Annotated in this window: 15 protein-coding genes; 14 read left to right on the top strand and 1 reads right to left on the bottom strand. The window is 71.2% G+C overall.

Going from position 1 to position 18283, the window contains the following annotated elements; translation table 11 throughout:
* From ACZ7M2_RS35075 to ACZ7M2_RS35025, 11 genes are all read left to right on the top strand, one after another.
* On the top strand, window positions 1–564 hold the full coding sequence (locus ACZ7M2_RS35075) for a PH-like domain-containing protein (protein ID WP_471598827.1): 564 nt from the start codon (window positions 1–3) through the stop codon (window positions 562–564).
* Window positions 561–1718 carry a glutamine-hydrolyzing carbamoyl-phosphate synthase small subunit gene (gene carA / locus ACZ7M2_RS35070; protein ID WP_382178080.1) on the top strand — a complete coding sequence of 386 codons (1158 nt, stop codon included), beginning with the start codon at window positions 561–563 and terminating at the stop codon, window positions 1716–1718. The genes ACZ7M2_RS35075 and carA overlap by 4 nt, the downstream gene beginning before the upstream one ends.
* Window positions 1711–5019 carry a carbamoyl-phosphate synthase large subunit gene (gene carB, locus ACZ7M2_RS35065; protein ID WP_471598735.1) on the top strand — a complete coding sequence of 1103 codons (3309 nt, stop codon included), beginning with the start codon at window positions 1711–1713 and terminating at the stop codon, window positions 5017–5019. Before carA ends, carB begins: the two co-directional genes overlap by 8 nt.
* Before the next feature lie 108 nt (window positions 5020–5127).
* Entirely contained in the window at window positions 5128–6234 is a 1107-nt protein-coding gene (locus ACZ7M2_RS35060; RefSeq protein ID WP_471598734.1) for a quinone-dependent dihydroorotate dehydrogenase, read from the top strand.
* Window positions 6231–7073, top strand: coding sequence for an orotidine-5'-phosphate decarboxylase (pyrF, locus tag ACZ7M2_RS35055; protein ID WP_352049281.1), 843 nt, complete (start codon window positions 6231–6233; stop codon window positions 7071–7073). The genes ACZ7M2_RS35060 and pyrF overlap by 4 nt, the downstream gene beginning before the upstream one ends.
* 278 nt (window positions 7074–7351) lie before the next feature.
* The gene (locus tag ACZ7M2_RS35050; RefSeq protein ID WP_016638838.1) at window positions 7352–7675 is read left to right on the top strand and encodes an integration host factor; all 324 of its coding nucleotides are present in this window, start codon (window positions 7352–7354) and stop codon (window positions 7673–7675) included.
* 37 nt (window positions 7676–7712) lie between these two features.
* Entirely contained in the window at window positions 7713–8270 is a 558-nt protein-coding gene (gene gmk / locus ACZ7M2_RS35045) for a guanylate kinase (protein ID WP_054233983.1), read from the top strand.
* Window positions 8271–8317: 47 nt separating this feature from the next.
* Entirely contained in the window at window positions 8318–8590 is a 273-nt protein-coding gene (gene rpoZ / locus ACZ7M2_RS35040) for a DNA-directed RNA polymerase subunit omega (RefSeq protein WP_003982715.1), read from the top strand.
* A gap of 91 nt (window positions 8591–8681) precedes the next feature.
* Entirely contained in the window at window positions 8682–9884 is a 1203-nt protein-coding gene (gene coaBC, locus ACZ7M2_RS35035; RefSeq protein WP_471598733.1) for a bifunctional phosphopantothenoylcysteine decarboxylase/phosphopantothenate--cysteine ligase CoaBC, read from the top strand.
* Between the two features lie 240 nt (window positions 9885–10124).
* On the top strand, window positions 10125–11333 hold the full coding sequence (metK, locus tag ACZ7M2_RS35030; protein ID WP_471598732.1) for a methionine adenosyltransferase: 1209 nt from the start codon (window positions 10125–10127) through the stop codon (window positions 11331–11333).
* A 434-nt stretch (window positions 11334–11767) separates the two neighbouring features.
* Window positions 11768–13915 carry a primosomal protein N' gene (locus ACZ7M2_RS35025; RefSeq protein WP_471598731.1) on the top strand — a complete coding sequence of 716 codons (2148 nt, stop codon included), beginning with the start codon at window positions 11768–11770 and terminating at the stop codon, window positions 13913–13915.
* An 85-nt stretch (window positions 13916–14000) separates the two neighbouring features.
* Here ACZ7M2_RS35025 and ACZ7M2_RS35020 read toward each other — a convergent pair whose 3' ends face one another.
* Window positions 14001–14543: a hypothetical protein gene (locus ACZ7M2_RS35020; RefSeq protein WP_352049278.1), complete on the bottom strand. Its 543-nt coding sequence runs from the start codon at window positions 14541–14543 to the stop codon at window positions 14001–14003.
* A gap of 358 nt (window positions 14544–14901) precedes the next feature.
* Between ACZ7M2_RS35020 and fmt the strand changes: the two genes are divergently transcribed.
* The 3 genes from fmt to ACZ7M2_RS35005 all read left to right on the top strand — a co-directional run bounded on the left by fmt (window position 14902) and on the right by ACZ7M2_RS35005 (window position 18216).
* The gene (gene fmt / locus ACZ7M2_RS35015; RefSeq protein WP_352049277.1) at window positions 14902–15834 is read left to right on the top strand and encodes a methionyl-tRNA formyltransferase; all 933 of its coding nucleotides are present in this window, start codon (window positions 14902–14904) and stop codon (window positions 15832–15834) included.
* 430 nt (window positions 15835–16264) lie between these two features.
* Window positions 16265–16534, top strand: coding sequence for a hypothetical protein (locus tag ACZ7M2_RS35010; protein ID WP_471598730.1), 270 nt, complete (start codon window positions 16265–16267; stop codon window positions 16532–16534).
* The gene (locus ACZ7M2_RS35005) at window positions 16528–18216 is read left to right on the top strand and encodes a transcription antitermination factor NusB (RefSeq protein ID WP_471598729.1); all 1689 of its coding nucleotides are present in this window, start codon (window positions 16528–16530) and stop codon (window positions 18214–18216) included. The genes ACZ7M2_RS35010 and ACZ7M2_RS35005 overlap by 7 nt, the downstream gene beginning before the upstream one ends.
* Window positions 18217–18283: the final 67 nt, after the last annotated feature.

Here is an 18283-nt window from a genome sequence, read left to right as displayed (position 1 = left end):
ATGGCCGCCTCCTTGGCTGCCGAACAGAAGTCGGCCGAAGTGACCGACTGGGCCGCCCGGATCGGCTGGCTCGTCGGCCTCGTCCTGTTCGTCGCCCTCGTCTACTGGCTGATGCGCGAGGGCTGGAGGTGGCGCGGCACCCTTCAGAGTGACTTGCCGGAGCTGCCCACCGCGCCGGAAGACCCCGGCCCGGTGAAACTGAGCATGAGCGGCCGCTACCACGGCTCCACCACCGCCGGGCAGTGGCTGGACCGCATCGTGGCACACGGCCTGGGCACCCGAAGCCGGGTCGAGCTCACGCTGACGGACGCGGGACTGGACGTCGTACGCCCCGGCGCCAGCGACTTCTTCATCCCGGCCGAGGCGCTGCGCGAGGCACTGCTCGGCAAGGGCATCGCCGGGAAGGTCCTCAGTGAGGGCGGTCTGCTCGTCGTCACCTGGGCGCACGGCGACAAGCTGATCGACTCCGGTTTCCGCTCGGACCGCGCGGCCGAGCACACGGAGTGGGTCGACGCCCTGAACAACATGATCAACGAGAGCACCAAGACGGAAGGCGCACGATGACGACCTCCAACCAGGGAGCCGCCTCGCAGAGGCACAAGGCAGCTCCCGCCGTACTCGTCCTGGAGGACGGCCGGACCTTCCGTGGCCGCGCCTACGGGGCCGCGGGGGTGACCTTCGGCGAGGCCGTGTTCTCCACCGGGATGACCGGCTACCAGGAGACCCTCACCGACCCGTCGTACCACCGCCAGGTCGTCGTCATGACCGCCCCGCACGTCGGCAACACCGGCGTCAACGACGAGGACCCCGAGTCGAAGCGGATCTGGGTCGCCGGCTACGTCGTCCGCGACCCCGCGCGCGTGCCCTCCAACTGGCGCGCCCGGCGCTCGCTGGACGAGGAACTGCGCAGCCAGGGCGTCGTCGGCATCAGCGGTATCGACACCCGCGCCCTCACCCGTCACCTGCGTGAGCGCGGCGCCATGCGCGTCGGCATCTTCTCCGGCAACGCGCTGCCCGACGAGGGCACGATGCTCGCCGAGGTGCGCCAGGCGCCCGAGATGAAGGGCGCGAACCTCGCCGCCGAGGTCGCCACCAAGGAGACGTACGTCGTCCCCGCCATCGGCGAGAAGAAGTTCACCGTCGCCGCCGTCGACCTGGGCATCAAGGGCATGACCCCGCACCGCATGGCCGAGCGCGGCATCGAGGTGCACGTGCTGCCCGCCACGGCCACGGCCGAGGACGTGTACGCCGTGAACCCCGACGGGGTCTTCTTCTCCAACGGCCCCGGTGACCCGGCCACCGCCGACGGTCCCGTCGCCGTCATGCGAGAGGTCCTCGCCCGCAGGACGCCGCTGTTCGGCATCTGCTTCGGCAACCAGATCCTCGGCCGCGCCCTCGGCTTCGGGACGTACAAGCTGAAGTACGGCCACCGTGGCATCAACCAGCCGGTCCAGGACCGTACGACCGGCAAGGTCGAGGTCACCGCGCACAACCACGGCTTCGCCGTCGACGCGCCGCTCGACAAGGTCTCCGAGACCCCCTACGGCCGCGCCGAGGTCTCTCACGTCTGCCTGAACGACCAGGTCGTCGAGGGGCTCCACCTCCTCGACCAGCCGGCCTTCAGCGTCCAGTACCACCCCGAAGCGGCAGCCGGCCCGCACGACGCCGCCTACCTGTTCGACCGCTTCGTTTCCCTGATGGAGGGCCAGCGTGCCTAAGCGCACCGATATCCAGTCCGTCCTGGTCATCGGCTCCGGCCCGATCGTCATCGGCCAGGCCGCCGAGTTCGACTACTCCGGCACCCAGGCGTGCCGCATCCTGCGCGCCGAGGGCCTGAGGGTCATCCTGGTCAACTCCAACCCGGCGACGATCATGACGGACCCGGAGATCGCCGACGCCACCTACGTCGAGCCGATCACCCCCGAGTTCGTCGAGAAGATCATCGCCAAGGAGCGCCCCGACGTCCTGCTGCCGACCCTCGGCGGCCAGACGGCCCTCAACACCGCGATCTCCATGCACGAGCAGGGTGTGCTGGAGAAGTACGGTGTCGAGCTCATCGGCGCCAACGTCGAGGCGATCAACAAGGGTGAGGACCGCGACCTCTTCAAGGGCGTCGTCGAGGCCGTACGCGAGAAGATCGGCCACGGCGAGTCCGCCCGGTCGGTGATCTGCCACTCCATGGAGGACGTCCTCAAGGGCGTCGACACGCTCGGGGGCTACCCCGTCGTCGTGCGTCCCTCCTTCACCATGGGCGGCGCCGGCTCCGGCTTCGCGCACGACGAGGAGGAGCTGCGCCGCATCGCCGGCCAGGGCCTCACGCTGTCCCCGACCACCGAGGTGCTCCTGGAGGAGTCCATCCTCGGCTGGAAGGAGTACGAGCTGGAGCTGATGCGCGACAAGAACGACAACGTCGTGGTCGTCTGCTCCATCGAGAACTTCGACCCCATGGGCGTCCACACCGGCGACTCCATCACCGTCGCCCCGGCCATGACGCTGACCGACCGCGAATATCAGCGGCTGCGCGACGTCGGCATCGCGATCATCCGCGAGGTCGGCGTCGACACCGGCGGCTGCAACATCCAGTTCGCGGTCAACCCCGACGACGGCCGCATCATCGTCATCGAGATGAACCCGCGCGTGTCGCGCTCCTCGGCCCTCGCCTCCAAGGCGACCGGCTTCCCGATCGCCAAGATCGCCGCGAAGCTCGCCGTCGGCTACACGCTCGACGAGATCCCGAACGACATCACGGAGAAGACCCCGGCCTCCTTCGAGCCGACGCTCGACTACGTGGTCGTGAAGGCCCCTCGCTTCGCCTTCGAGAAGTTCCCGTCCGCCGACTCCACCCTGACGACCACCATGAAGTCGGTCGGCGAGGCCATGGCGATCGGCCGCAACTTCACCGAGGCGCTGCAGAAGGCGCTGCGGTCGCTGGAGAAGAAGGGCAGCCAGTTCACGTTCGTCGGCGAGCCCGGTGACAAGGCGCTTCTCCTGGAAGAGGCCGTGCGGCCCACCGACGGCCGGATCAACTCCGTCATGCAGGCGATCCGCGCGGGCGCCACGCCCGAGGAGGTCTACGAGTCGACGAAGATCGACCCGTGGTTCGTCGACCAGCTCTTCCTGATCAAGGAGATCGCGGACGAGCTGGCCGCCGCCGACAAGCTCGACCCCGAGCTGCTCGCCGAGGCCAAGCGGCACGGCTTCTCCGACGCCCAGATCGCCGAGATCCGCGGGCTGCGCGAGGACGTGGTGCGCGAGGTGCGGCACGCGCTGGGCGTGCGCCCGGTGTACAAGACGGTCGACACCTGCGCCGCCGAGTTCGCGGCGAAGACGCCGTACTTCTACTCCTCCTACGACGAGGAGACCGAGGTCGCGCCGCGCGAGAAGCCCGCGGTGATCATCCTGGGCTCCGGTCCGAACCGCATCGGCCAGGGCATCGAGTTCGACTACTCCTGCGTCCACGCCTCCTTCGCGCTCAGCGACGCGGGCTACGAGACCGTGATGGTCAACTGCAACCCCGAGACCGTATCCACGGACTACGACACCTCCGACCGTCTGTACTTCGAGCCGCTGACGCTCGAGGACGTGCTGGAGATCGTCCACGCGGAGTCGCTGGCCGGCCCGATCGCCGGTGTGATCGTCCAGCTCGGCGGGCAGACCCCGCTGGGCCTGGCCCAGGCACTCAAGGACAACGGAGTGCCGGTCGTCGGTACGTCCCCCGAGGCGATCCACGCCGCCGAGGACCGCGGCGCCTTCGGACGCGTCCTCGCGGAGGCCGGTCTCCCGGCCCCCAAGCACGGAACCGCCACCACCTTCGCCGAGGCCAAGGCCATCGCGGACGAGATCGGCTATCCGGTCCTCGTACGGCCGTCGTACGTCCTCGGCGGGCGCGGTATGGAGATCGTGTACGACGAGACCCGGCTGTCGTCCTACATCGCCGAGTCGACCGAGATCAGCCCCTCCCGGCCGGTCCTCGTCGACCGCTTCCTCGACGACGCGATCGAGATCGACGTGGACGCGCTGTACGACGGCGAGGAGCTGTACCTCGGCGGCGTGATGGAGCACATCGAGGAGGCCGGCATCCACTCCGGCGACTCGGCGTGCGCGCTGCCCCCGATCACGCTGGGCGGCTTCGACATCAAGCGGCTGCGGGCCTCCACCGAGGCCATCGCGAAGGGTGTCGGCGTCCGTGGCCTGATCAACATCCAGTTCGCGATGGCGGGCGACATCCTCTACGTCCTCGAAGCCAACCCGCGAGCCTCCCGCACGGTCCCCTTCACCTCGAAGGCGACCGCGGTGCCGCTGGCGAAGGCCGCCGCCCGGATCTCGCTGGGCGCGACCGTCGCCGAGCTGCGGGCGGAGGGGCTGCTCCCCGCGCACGGTGACGGCGGCGAGCTGCCGTTCGACGCGCCGATCTCCGTCAAGGAGGCCGTCATGCCGTGGTCGCGCTTCCGCGACATCCACGGACGCGGCGTCGACACCGTCCTCGGCCCGGAGATGCGCTCCACCGGTGAGGTCATGGGCATCGACTCCGTCTTCGGCACGGCGTACGCCAAGTCGCAGGCGGGTGCCTACGGTCCGCTGCCGACCAAGGGGCGCGCCTTCATCTCGGTCGCCAACCGCGACAAGCGCTCGATGATCTTCCCGGCGCGCGAGCTGGTCGCGCACGGCTTCGAGCTGCTGGCCACCTCCGGCACGGCCGAGGTGCTCAAGCGCAACGGCATCAACGCGACGGTCGTGCGCAAGCAGTCCGAGGGCACAGGACCGAACGGCGAGCGGACCATCGTCCAGCTGATCCACGACGGCGAGGTCGACCTCATCGTCAACACGCCGTACGGCACCGGTGGCCGCCTCGACGGCTACGAGATCCGTACGGCCGCGGTGGCACGCTCCGTGCCGTGCCTGACGACCGTCCAGGCACTCGCCGCCGCCGTCCAGGGCATCGACGCGCTCAACCACGGTGACGTGGGCGTGCGCTCGCTCCAGGAACACGCCGAGCATCTGACAGCGGCCCGCGACTAGCAGCCCCGAGGGGGACACCGGAAACGGTGTCCCCCTCTTCATGAGGCTCATGAGGCTTCACGAAGACGCTTCACGAAGACACTGAGAGCTTCAAGAGGACACCGAGACATGTACAAGCTTTTCTTCCGGCTGGTCTTCAAGCGGATGGACCCCGAGCGGGCCCACCATCTCGCCTTCCGCTGGATCCGGCTCGCCGCTCGTATCCCCGTGCTGCGTACGTTCGTCGCCGCCGCGCTCGCGCCCCGCCACAAGGAGCTGCGGACCGAGGCGTTCGGCCTGCGGATGCACGGTCCCTTCGGGCTCGCGGCGGGCTTCGACAAGAACGCCGTCGCGATCGACGGGATGTCGATGCTCGGCTTCGACCACATCGAGATCGGCACGGTCACGGGGGAGCCGCAGCCGGGCAACCCCAAGAAGCGGCTGTTCCGCCTTGTGCCGGACCGGGCGCTGATCAACCGCATGGGGTTCAACAACGAGGGCTCCGCGGCCGTCAGCGAGCGCCTGGGGGCCCGTACGCCCGTCTTCAGCACCGTCGTGGGCGTCAACATCGGCAAGACCAAGGTCGTCCCCGAGGAGGAGGCCGTCGGCGACTACGTGAAGTCGACCGAGCGGCTCGCCCGGCACGCGGACTACCTCGTGGTGAACGTGAGTTCGCCGAACACGCCCGGCCTGCGCAACCTCCAGGCCACCGAGGCACTGCGGCCGCTGCTGAGCGCCGTCCGCGAGGCCGCCGACCGCGCGGTCCCCGACCGGCGCGTGCCGCTGCTCGTCAAGATCGCGCCCGACCTCGCGGACGAGGACGTCGACGCGGTCGCCGACCTCGCCGTCGAGCTCGGACTGGACGGGATCATCGCCACGAACACCACCATCGCGCGCGAAGGACTCGGTCTGAAGTCCGAACCCTCACTCGTCGAGGAGACCGGCGGACTCTCGGGCGCGCCGCTGAAGGCACGATCCCTGGAGGTGCTGCGTCGCCTCTACACGCGCGTGGGCGACCGGATCACCCTGGTGGGCGTCGGTGGCATCGAGAACGCCGAGGACGCCTGGCAGCGCATCCTGGCCGGCGCCACGCTGGTCCAGGGCTACAGCGCGTTCATCTACGAGGGCCCCTTCTGGGGCCGGGCGATCCACAAGGGGCTCGCCGCCCGCCTCCGTACCAGCCCGTACGCCACCCTCGCCGACGCGGTCGGCGCCGACGTGAGGAAGTCCGCATGAGCCTGGAACCCTTTGGCGCACGTCTTCGCCGTGCCATGGACGAGCGCGGCCCGCTGTGCGTCGGCATCGACCCGCACGCCTCGCTGCTCACCGGCTGGGGCCTGAACGACGACATCGCGGGCCTGGAGCGGTTCAGCCGCACCGTCGTCGAGGCGCTGGCCGAGCGGGTCGCGGTCCTCAAGCCGCAGAGCGCGTTCTTCGAGCGGTTCGGGTCGCGGGGCATCGCCGTCCTGGAGAAGTCGGTCGAGGAGGCGCGGGCGGCCGGGGCGCTGGTCGTGATGGACGCCAAGCGCGGCGACATCGGCTCCACCATGGCCGCGTACGCGGAGACCTTCCTGCGCAAGGACGCGCCGCTCTTCTCGGACGCGCTGACCGTGTCGCCGTACCTGGGCTACGGCTCGCTGAAGCCCGCGGTGGACCTGGCACGCGAGAACGGGGCCGGGCTCTTCGTCCTCGCGCTCACCTCGAACCCGGAGGGTGGCGAGGTGCAGCACGCGGTCCGCGGGGACGGCCGTGACGTCGGAGCGACCATGCTGGCCCACCTCGCCGCCGAGAACGCGGGAGAGACACCCCTGGGGTCCTTCGGCGCGGTCGTCGGCGCCACGCTGGGCGATCTCTCCTCCTACGACCTGGCCATCAACGGACCGCTCCTGGCACCCGGCATCGGTGCTCAGGGAGCCACGGCGGCCGATCTGGCGGGCGTCTTCGGGGCGGCGGTGCGCAATGTCGTGCCGAACGTGAGCCGGGGTGTTCTTCGTCACGGTCCCGACGTGGTCGCGCTGCGTACGTCCGCCGAGCGCTTCGCGGAGGAGATCAGAGCCGCTGTGGCGGCCGCCTGAGTCCTCCGACAGCCGTTCGGAAGTCCTCCGATGAGTGCCTTCGGAGCGTCGCGAGTCTGAATACATCCTCAAATCCGGGGCAGTATGTCGTAAATGTCCGGCTCCAGGGAGGCTGACCAGGACTTTTCCGCTGTTCTCGCTGACTCCGGCGCACTTGCCCGCTAGTCTCCGTCGAGAGCGAATGGGCAAGCGTGTTGCTCGTAGCTCCCCAGGTGTGGGGTCGACTAGGTTCCTCACCGGTCCGTATCCGACAGTTCGACATCCGAGGTGACGTAGGCGTGGCTCTTCCGCCCCTTACCCCTGAACAGCGCGCAGCCGCGCTCGAAAAGGCCGCCGCGGCTCGCCGGGAGCGGGCCGAGGTCAAGAATCGACTCAAGCACTCCGGCGCCTCCCTTCACGAGGTCATCAAGCAGGGCCAGGAGAACGACGTCATCGGCAAGATGAAGGTCTCCGCTCTCCTGGAGTCCCTGCCGGGCGTGGGCAAGGTCCGCGCCAAGCAGATCATGGAGCGACTCGGTATCTCCGAGAGCCGCCGCGTACGCGGCCTCGGCTCGAACCAGATCGCTTCTCTGGAGCGTGAGTTCGGCGGCTCCGGCGCCTGAGTCCTGGGCATACCGGGATTGCTGGAATAATCGCTGCATGAGTGAACGTCCGCGGCTGACCGTGCTCTCCGGCCCCTCTGGGGTCGGTAAGAGCACGGTCGTCGCCCATATGCGCAAGGAACACCCCGAGGTCTGGCTCTCGGTGTCGGCGACGACCCGCAAGCCGCGCCCCGGTGAGAAGCATGGAGTCCACTACTTCTTCGTCTCCGACGAAGAGATGGACAAGCTGATCGCCAACGGCGAGCTGCTGGAGTGGGCCGAATTCGCCGGCAACCGCTACGGGACGCCGCGTGCCGCCGTCCTGGAGCACCTGGAGTCGGGTGTGCCCGTCCTCCTGGAGATCGACCTCCAGGGTGCACGGCAGGTCCGCGAGTCCATGTCGGAGGCCCTGCTCGTGTTCCTGGCTCCGCCCTCCTGGGACGAGCTGGTGCGCAGGCTCACCGGACGGGGCACCGAACCGCCCGAGGTGATCGAGCGCCGCCTGGAGGCGGCCAAGATCGAACTGGCGGCCGAGCCGGAGTTCGATGTCACCCTGGTCAACACCTCCGTCGAGGACGTGGCGCGTGAGCTGCTAGCCTTGGTGGAAGTTGTTTGATCTTTCAGGTCACTTTTAGGTCATTTCCACCTTTCGGAAGGCAGAGCGTGTCCTCTTCCATTACCGCTCCCGAGGGCATCATCAACCCTCCGATCGACGAGCTCCTCGAGGCCACCGACTCGAAGTACAGCCTCGTGATCTACGCGGCCAAGCGCGCCCGTCAGATCAACGCGTACTACTCGCAGCTCGGCGAGGGCCTCCTTGAGTACGTCGGTCCGCTCGTCGACACCCACGTCCACGAGAAGCCGCTGTCGATCGCCCTGCGCGAGATCAACGCGGGTCTGCTGACGTCCGAGGCTGTCGAGGGCCCCGCGCAGTAGTCGTTCAATCGCTCATCCCAGGCCCGGCGGCGCGACCGCCGGGCCTGTGGTGTGTCATGGAGTCGTACGTTTCCGAGCTCGGGGAGAGACGGTGGACAAGCCCAAGGTCGTCCTGGGAGTCAGCGGTGGCATCGCCGCGTACAAGGCCTGTGAGCTGCTGCGCAGGCTGACGGAGTCGGGCCACGACGTGCGCGTCGTCCCCACCGCCTCCGCGCTGCACTTCGTCGGCGCCGCCACCTGGTCCGCGCTCTCCGGCCACCCCGTCTCCACCGAGGTCTGGTCGGACGTCCACGAGGTCCCGCACGTCCGCATCGGACAGCACGCGGACCTGGTGGTGGTGGCTCCGGCGACAGCCGACATGCTGGCCAAGGCCGCCCACGGCCTGGCCGACGACCTCCTCACCAACACCCTGCTCACGGCCCGCTGCCCGGTCGTCTTCGCGCCCGCCATGCACACCGAGATGTGGGAGCACCCCGCCACCCAGGAGAACGTGGCGACGCTGCGCCGCCGCGGCGCCGTCGTCATCGAGCCCGCGGTGGGGCGCCTGACCGGTGTCGACACCGGCAAGGGGCGGCTGCCCGACCCCACGGAGATCTTCGAGGTCTGCCGCCGGGTGCTCGCCCGCGGCGTGACCGAGCCCGATCTGGCCGGCCGTCACGTCGTCGTCAGCGCCGGCGGTACCCGAGAGCCCCTCGACCCCGTCCGCTTCCTCGGCAACCGCTCCTCCGGCAAGCAGGGGTACGCCCTGGCGCGCACGGCGGCGGCGCGGGGCGCCCGGGTCACGCTGATCGCCGCGAACACGGGACTGCCGGACCCGGCGGGTGTGGACGTGGTGCAGGTCGGGACGGCCGTGCAGCTGCGCGAGGCGGTCCTCAAGGCGACCTCGGACGCCGACGCCGTGGTGATGGCGGCCGCGGTGGCGGACTTCCGCCCCGCCGCCTACGCGGCCGGGAAGATCAAGAAGAAGGACGACCAGGAACCGGAGCCGATCGTTCTGGTCCGTAATCCGGACATCCTCGCGGAGATCTCGGCGGACCGTCCCCGCCCCGGCCAGGTGGTCGTCGGTTTCGCCGCCGAGACGGACGACGTCCTCGCCAACGGTCGTAAGAAGCTGGCGCGCAAGGGGTGCGATCTTCTCGTCGTGAACGAGGTGGGGGAGCGCAAGACCTTCGGTGCCGAGGAGAACGAGGCCGTGGTGCTGGGGGCCGACGGCAGTGAGACCCCGGTGCCGTACGGACCCAAGGAGGCGCTGGCCGAGATGGTGTGGGACCTGGTGACACGCCGACTGGTGTGAATGTCTCATTAACCCCACCAGTCGCGTCCATCAGCGCGAAATCGCCCGTGGTGACCCTGGTGGAGACCGATCGTCATGGCGCAGAATGCCCGTGCCGCAGGTCACAGCGCTTCCGAGAAGCGAGACAGGGGGGCCTGTGGGCGAGTGTGACCGATAAACTGTTCTCGGACGACGCCGAGCGCAGCTCTCGTCCCGTCCACCAATGATCAGCCAGCAGCCGCTGCAACCACAGGGAGCGTTGTGTCCCGTCGCCTGTTCACCTCGGAGTCCGTGACCGAGGGTCACCCCGACAAGATCGCTGACCAGATCAGCGACACCATTCTCGATGCGCTTCTGCGCGAGGACCCGACGTCCCGGGTCGCCGTGGAGACGCTGATCACGACCGGCCTGGTGCACGTGGCCGGCGAGGTCACGACCAAGGCGTACGCGCCGATCGCCCAGCTGGTCCGCGACAAGATCCTGGAGATCGGTTACGACTCGTCGAAGAAGGGCTTCGACGGAGCTTCCTGTGGTGTCTCGGTGTCGATCGGCTCGCAGTCGCCCGACATCGCGCAGGGTGTCGACACGGCGTACGAGAACCGGGTCGAGGGCGACGAGGACGAGCTCGACAAGCAGGGCGCGGGCGACCAGGGTCTGATGTTCGGGTACGCGACGGACGAGACGCCGGAGCTGATGCCGCTCCCGATCCACCTCGCGCACCGCCTGTCGCGCCGCCTCTCCGAGGTCCGCAAGAACGGGACGATCCCCTACCTCCGTCCCGACGGCAAGACCCAGGTCACCATCGAGTACGACGGCGACAAGGCGGTCCGCCTGGACACGGTCGTCGTCTCCTCGCAGCACGCGTCGGACATCGATCTCGACTCCCTCCTCGCCCCCGACATTCGCGAGTTCGTGGTCGAGCCCGAGCTCAAGGCCCTCCTCGACGACGGCATCAAGCTGGAGACCGAGGGCTACCGCCTCCTGGTGAACCCGACCGGCCGCTTCGAGATCGGCGGCCCGATGGGCGACGCGGGCCTCACCGGCCGCAAGATCATCATCGACACGTACGGCGGCATGGCCCGCCACGGCGGCGGCGCCTTCTCCGGCAAGGACCCGTCCAAGGTCGACCGCTCCGCCGCCTACGCCATGCGCTGGGTCGCCAAGAACGTCGTCGCCGCGGGCCTCGCCTCCCGCTGCGAGGTCCAGGTCGCCTACGCCATCGGCAAGGCCGAGCCGGTCGGCCTCTTCGTCGAGACCTTCGGCACCGCCAAGGTCGACGCCGAGAAGATCGAGACCGCCATCGCCGAGGTCTTCGACCTCCGCCCGGCGGCCATCATCCGCGACCTCGACCTGCTGCGCCCGATCTACTCCCAGACGGCCGCCTACGGCCACTTCGGCCGCGCGCTGCCCGACTTCACGTGGGAGCGCACGGACCGCGTGGAGGCCCTGCGCAAGGCCGTCGGCCTGTAAGCAACGTCTGCACGGTGAGGCCCGGTACCCCTTCGGGGGCGCCGGGCCTCACCGTTTCCCGGCGGTCAGCGAGGGGCCGGGCGCGGCATGCGGGTAAATCGGTGGTGCGGGTGGGGTCGGGGTTCCTAGGGTCGGGGTCTCCCGGTGCGATGGCCGCGGTTACTTCGGTGGAGTGCGCCCAGGGCGCGCGGTGATTCTGGATCATGGTCCGCTGCCGCTTGGAACTCGGGAGAACTGACGTCGTGGCGTCCGGTGCGATGGTCACGGGTACTTCCGGGGTGTGATCCCCTCGCAGGTTCGAATCCTGCTGCCGGTCCTTGGACCGGTCTGGCCGAGTGGTCCATGGCAGAAGCGCCCTCGGGGCGTTCGTGATCCGTGGCCGGCCTGATCTCGGGCGCGCGGCGGTGTCAGTGGGGTCTGGTAGGAATGTTGCTGTGAGCAGCGCGAACGGGTGGGGTGAGGGCGGCGCGGAGGGTGCGCCGCCCGAGCAGCTTGCGTTGATTCGGGAAGGGGTGCGGCAGGCCAGGGCGCCCAAGGCGAAGCCGCGCACGTGGCGGGGGGCGAAGCTCGCCGAGGAGCTGCCTGTCGCACGGGTCCTCGTCGACAAGGGTGTGCTGCACCTCGACCGGTATTTCGACTACGCCGTGCCCGCGGAGCTGGACGCCGAGGCACAGCCGGGCGTGCGGGTCCGGGTACGGTTCGGGGCCGGGCGGCACCGGGTGCGGGAGGGCCGCCGCGAGGGCGGAGGGCTGATCGACGGGTTCCTCGTCGAGCGGCTCGCCGAATCCGACTACTCCGGGCCGCTCGCCGCGCTCGCCCAGGTCGTGTCGCCCGAGCCCGTGCTCGGGCCCGAGCTGCTGGGACTCGCGCGCGCCGTCGCCGACCGGTACGCGGGGAGCCTCGCCGACGTGCTGCAGCTCGCGGTCCCGCCGCGCAACGCGCGGGCCGAGCAGAAGCCCTCCCCCGCGCCGCTTCCTCCGCCCGGCATACCCGAGACCGGCTCCTGGACGCGATACGGGCGGGGGGCCGCCCTCCTCGAGTCGCTCGCCGCGGGTGGGGCACCGCGGGCCGTGTGGAACGCGTTGCCCGGGCCCGGCTGGGCCGAGGAGATCGCCAGAGCCGTGGGCGCGACGCTCGCCTCGGGGCGGGGCGCGCTCGTCGTCGTGCCGGACGGCCGGGCCGTCACACGGGTGGACGCCGCGCTGTCCGCCGTGCTGGGAGAGGGGCAGCACGCGGTGCTCACGGCCGAGGCCGGCCCCGAGAAGCGCTACCGCGAGTGGCTGGCCGTGCGGCGTGGGTCCGTACGGGCCGTCGTGGGGACCCGGGCCGCCATGTTCGCGCCCGTACGGGATCTGGGACTCGTCGTCATCTGGGACGACGGCGACGACAGCCACAGCGAGCAGCACGCGCCGCAGCCGCATGCCCGGGAAGTGCTGCTGCTGCGGGCCGCCCATGACAAGTGCGCCTTCCTGCTGGGGAGTTGGGGCTGCACGGTGGAGGCGGCACAGCTGGTCGAGAGCGGGTGGGCGCTGCCGCTGGTCGCCGAGCGGGAGCAGGTGCGGGCGAGCGCGCCGCTCGTGCGGACCGTGGGGGACGGGGACCTCGCGCGGGACGAGGCGGCGCGGGCCGCCCGGCTGCCGACCCTCGCCTGGCAGGTGGTGAGGGACGGCCTGCGGCACGGGCCCGTACTGGTGCAGGTCCCGCGGCGTGGGTACGTACCACGGATGGCCTGTGCGCAGTGCCGGGCTCCGGCTCGCTGCCGGCACTGCGCGGGACCGCTGGAGGCGCGGGACGCCGGGGCACTGCTGTGCACCTGGTGCGGGCGGGACGAGGCGGCCTGGCACTGTCCCGAGTGCGGTGGGTTCCGGCTGCGGGCCCAGGTCGTGGGCGCGCGGCGGACCGCGGAGGAGCTGGGGCGGGCGTTTCCGGCCGTGCCCGTGCGGACGTCGGGACGCGAGCAGGTGCTCGACACGGTCCCGGGTGCGCCCGCGCTCGTCGTGAGCACGCCGGGGGCCGAGCCCGTCGCCGAGGGCGGGTACGCGGCCGCGTTGCTGCTCGACGGCTGGACGATGCTGTCGCGGCCCGATCTGCGGGCCGGCGAGGACGCGCTGCGACGGTGGATCGGTGCGGCGGCGCTGGTCCGCGGGCAGGGGGCGGGGGGCACGGTCGTGGTCGTCGCGGAGCCGACCCTGCGGCCCGTGCAGGCACTCGTACGGTGGGATCCCGTCGGGCACGCGGTGCGGGAGCTCGCCGAGCGGGCCGAGCTCGGGTTCCCGCCGGTGTCCCGGATGGCGGCGGTGTCGGGGACGGCGGAGGCGCTCGCCGGGTTCCTGGCCGTGGTCGAGCTTCCGGGCGATGCGGAGGTGCTGGGGCCGGTGCCGCTGCCCGTCACACAGGCCGGGGGACCGCGGCGGGTGGGGGCGCCGCCGCCGGGGGAGCAGTGGGAGCGGGCGCTCGTTCGGGTGCCGCCGGGGAGCGGGGCGGCGCTGGCGGCCGCGCTGAAGGCCGCCCAGGCGGCGCGGATGGCGCGGGGCGGAAGCGAGCCCGTACGGATTCGGATCGATCCGCCGGACATCGGGTGACGAGCGTCGGTCCGCCCGTCCGGGCTGCCCCGACCTGGGCCGCCTCCCGGCTTCGACGGTGCCGGGAGGCAGGCGAGAGGTGGGGTCAGCCGTTGCGGGGGCCCGGGAACGCCGTGGACCTGACCTCGTCGCGGAGGGTGGGGCTGCCCGCGGTCGGCTGGGTCGGCATGGAGCGGGCGGCGGGGACCGTCGGCACCGTGGGGATGCCCGTGTTGACGGCGACCGTGCGGGTGCCCGAGGTCTCCGTGGAGCGCTCGGCCTCGGCGGCGGCCTGCGCGGCGGCGCGGCGGGCGCCGTAACGGCGGTGCACCGCCTGCTTGGTGACCCCGAGGGCGGAGCCCACCGCGTCCCAGGAGAAGCCCAGGGAGCGGTCGAAGTCCACGGCGGCCGTGACCAGGGTCTCGACGCTGTCCCGCAGCTCCTGGGCGAGGCGGACGGTCGGGGCGGGGGCGCGTCCGTAGACGACGAAGCCCGCGGAGGGGCCGGAGCGGCGCGGGCGGTAGACGTTGCCCAGTTGTGCGGTGAGTGTGCGCAGTGCGTCCACCTGCCGGCGGACCCGCTCGATGTCCCGCACCAGCAAGTGCAGGCTGGCCCGAGCCTGGGCGTCGTGGGTTGCATGGTCGGCCATGAACAAGCCTCTCGAACCGGCGTTGAAAAGGATCGGGCCGCGATCGCGGCCCGTTGTGGTCAACTCTCTCTTGACCAACGCGTTTGCGGGTGAGTGGTCACGCTGCGGGGGCGTAAGGGCATATGCACAGGGCGCGTCCGGGGGCGTACGCCCCCGGTGCGCCGTTGTCTCGCCTCGGCCTTCGGCTGTCTCGCCTCGGCCTTCGGCGCTTGTTCGTATGTTCGACGCGCCGCCCGTCGAACCCCAGGGCCGCCGAGCCGTCGCGCCGCATAGACTGGTGCGCTGCCCCGTACCCCGTCCGGACCGTCGGGTGTGCAGGGCCCTGAAGCGTTCCCGCCCGAGAGGCCAGCCGCCACCCATGAAGCTCGTCTTCGCAGGTACCCCCGAGGTCGCCGTTCCCGCACTCGACGCCTTGATCTCCTCCGGGCGGCACGAGGTCGCCGCCGTGGTCACGCGGCCCGACGCGCCCGCCGGCCGGGGACGGCGGCTTGTCGCGAGTCCGGTCGCCGAGCGGGCGGAGGAGGCCGGCATCGAGGTGCTGAAGCCGGTCAAGCCGCGGGACGAGGACTTTCTGGCCCGGCTGAGGGAGATCGGGCCCGACGCCTGCCCCGTGGTGGCGTACGGGGCGCTGCTGCCCCGGGTCGCCCTGGACGTGCCGGCCCACGGATGGGTCAATCTGCACTTCTCCCTGCTGCCCGCCTGGCGCGGCGCCGCCCCCGTGCAGCACGCGGTCATGGCGGGGGACGAGATCACCGGTGCCTCCACCTTCCTCATCGAGGAGGGGCTCGACTCGGGGCCGGTGTACGGGACCGTCACCGAGGAGATCCGGCGCACCGACACCAGCGGGGACCTGCTCACCCGGCTCGCCTTCGCCGGTGCCGGCCTGCTCGTCGCGACCATGGACGGCATCGAGGACGGCACCCTGAAGGCCGTACCGCAGCCTGCCGACGGCATCACCCTGGCGCCGAAGATCACCGTCGAGAACGCCCACGTCGACTGGTCGGCACCGGCGCTGCGCGTCGACCGGATGGTGCGCGGGTGCACGCCCGCGCCCGGCGCCTGGACCGCCTTCCGCGGCGAGCGGCTCAAGCTCATCCACGCCACACCCGTGCCCGAGCGCACCGACCTCGCCCCGGGCGAGCTGTCCGTGGGCAAGAACAACGTGTACGTCGGGACCGGCTCGTACGCCGTGGAACTGCTCTGGGTCCAGGCCCAGGGCAAGAAGCCGATGCGCGCGGCCGACTGGGCCCGTGGGGTGCGCATCGCCTCCGGGGAGCGGCTCGGGGCCTGACGCGCGATCGTACGTCCACCGTGAGGGTGATCCCGTAGTACTGGTTGGCCGGCCGCTGGAAGTCCGCGGCCGCCGCCTGGGACTTGGTGCCGAAGACCCCGTCGGTGGTGCCGGGGCTGAGGCCCGCCAGGTCGAGCAGGCACTGTGCCTCGATGCCCGCGGACGACACCCCGGTGTTCGAAGGCTGCACGGTGGTCCCCGGGTCATGCGGGCTCCTTCAGGTCCTGGGCGGGGTCCCCGGCCGGGAACCCCGGACAGCCCACGGGCCGTGTGGCTCCGCTCGATCGGCGGTGCCGCTGTGCCTGACGGTGGGAGCGGTGTCACGGCCGGGGCGTCCCGCGGCGGGTGGAACTCCCGCTGAGCTTGGACAACTCCCGTGGTGACACATGAAGTTGACGCACCGTCCGAGAACCGGAGCCAGGCTGCGGCGATGTGCCTTCTGGGGCAGGCGCCGCTGTACTGCTCGGTGCTGGTCCGGTTCGGCACCCTGGCCCGGCGCTCCGCCGAACTCGCCCGCACACGGCGCAAGGAGCAGACCGAGCGGGCCCGGCGCGCGGTCGACGGCGGCGACGCCCTGTTCGCGCCCAGCATCACCCGTCGCCCGATCGAGGCCTTCGCCCGGCAGCACGGGCCCGCGCGGGACGCCGCGCCGCCTGACCTGGACGTGCTGACCTCGCGCGACGCGAGGTCGAGGTGCTGAAGCCGACCCCCCGGGGCCTGTCCAACCTGGAGATCGCCCACCGCTTCGGCATCAGCGAGGCCACCGTCAAGACCCACCTCGACCGCACCATGACCAAGCCCGGCCTGGACAGCCGGGCCCAGGCGGTCATACCGAGGGGCGGGCCCGGCGACCAGGAGACGTGGGCCGTCCGGCCGACGACGTCCGTCCGGAAGTACGCTGGAGGGGTCGAACCATCCAGGATCCGGAGCACCTTTTTCGTGACTGAGCAGTCCCGCGGGCAGCGCAAGCCCGGCAAGCCCTACCGCCGCCCCCAGAAGGACCCGGTCCGCATGCTCGCCTTCGAGGCGCTGCGGGCCGTGGACGAGCGCGACGCGTACGCGAACCTCGTGCTGCCGCCGCTGCTGCGGAAGGCGCGCGAGAAGGAGGGACCGGAGAAGTTCGACGCGCGGGACGCGGCGCTGGCCACCGAGCTGGTGTACGGGACGCTGCGCCGGCAGGGGACGTACGACGCCGTCATCGCGGCCTGTGTGGACCGGCCGCTGCGAGAAGTCGATCCGCCCGTGCTCGATGTGCTCAGCCTCGGCGTGCACCAACTGCTCGGGACGCGCATCCCGACGCACGCCGCCGTGTCCGCCTCCGTCGAACTCGCCCGCGTCGTACTCGGCGACGGGCGCGCCAAGTTCGTCAACGCCGTGCTGCGCAAGGTCGCCCGGCAGGACCTCGACGCCTGGCTGGAGCAGGTCGCGCCGCCCTACGACGAGGACCCCGAGGACCACCTCGCCGTCGTGCACTCGCACCCGCGCTGGATCGTCTCGGCGCTGTGGGACGCGCTGGGCGGCGGCCGTGCCGGGATCGAGGACCTGCTGGAGGCCGACAACGAGCGGCCCGAGGTGACGCTCGTGGCACGGCCCGGGCGTTCCACCGCCGACGAACTCCTCGGCGTACTCGGGGAGGAGTCCGCGCTGCCGGGACGCTGGTCGCCGTACGCCGTGCGGCTCAGCGAGGGCGGCGAGCCCGGTGCCATCGACGCCGTACGGGAAGGGCGTGCGGGCGTCCAGGACGAGGGCAGCCAGCTGGTGGCGCTCGCTCTCGCGAACGCGCCGCTCGACGGTCCCGACAAGACGTGGCTGGACGGCTGCGCGGGCCCCGGCGGCAAGGCCGCCATGCTCGCCGGACTGGCCGCCGAGCGCGGCGCCGCGCTGCTCGCCGCGGAGAAGCAGCCGCACCGGGCGGGTCTGGTGGCGAAGGCGCTCGCGGGCAATCCCGGCCCCTACCAGGTCATCGCCGCCGACGGCACCCGTCCGCCGTGGCTGCCCGGCACCTTCGACCGGGTGCTCATGGACGTGCCCTGCACCGGTCTTGGCGCCCTGCGCCGCCGCCCCGAGGCCCGCTGGCGGCGCCGTCCCGAGGACCTGGACGGCTTCGCGCCCCTCCAGCGCGGGCTGTTGCGGACGGCGCTGGACTCCGTACGGGTCGGTGGCGTCGTCGGGTACGCGACCTGCTCGCCGCACCTCGCCGAGACCCGCGCGGTCGTGGACGACGTCCTCAAGCACTACGACACGGGCTCCGCCGAACTCCTCGACGCCCGCCCGCTCCTGCCCGGCGTACCGGCGCTGGGCGACGGCCCCGACGTACAGCTGTGGCCGCATCTGCACGGTACGGACGCCATGTATCTGGCGCTGATTCGACGGACGGCGTGACCTCTCCCAGCGCCGACAACAGCCCGAAGGCGTACCCTTTCTCGTATTCGGAGAAAAGGCAGGAGCG

Source organism: Streptomyces sp. NPDC111507, assembly GCF_055638955.1.
This window is presented reverse-complemented; position numbering and strand designations above follow the sequence as displayed.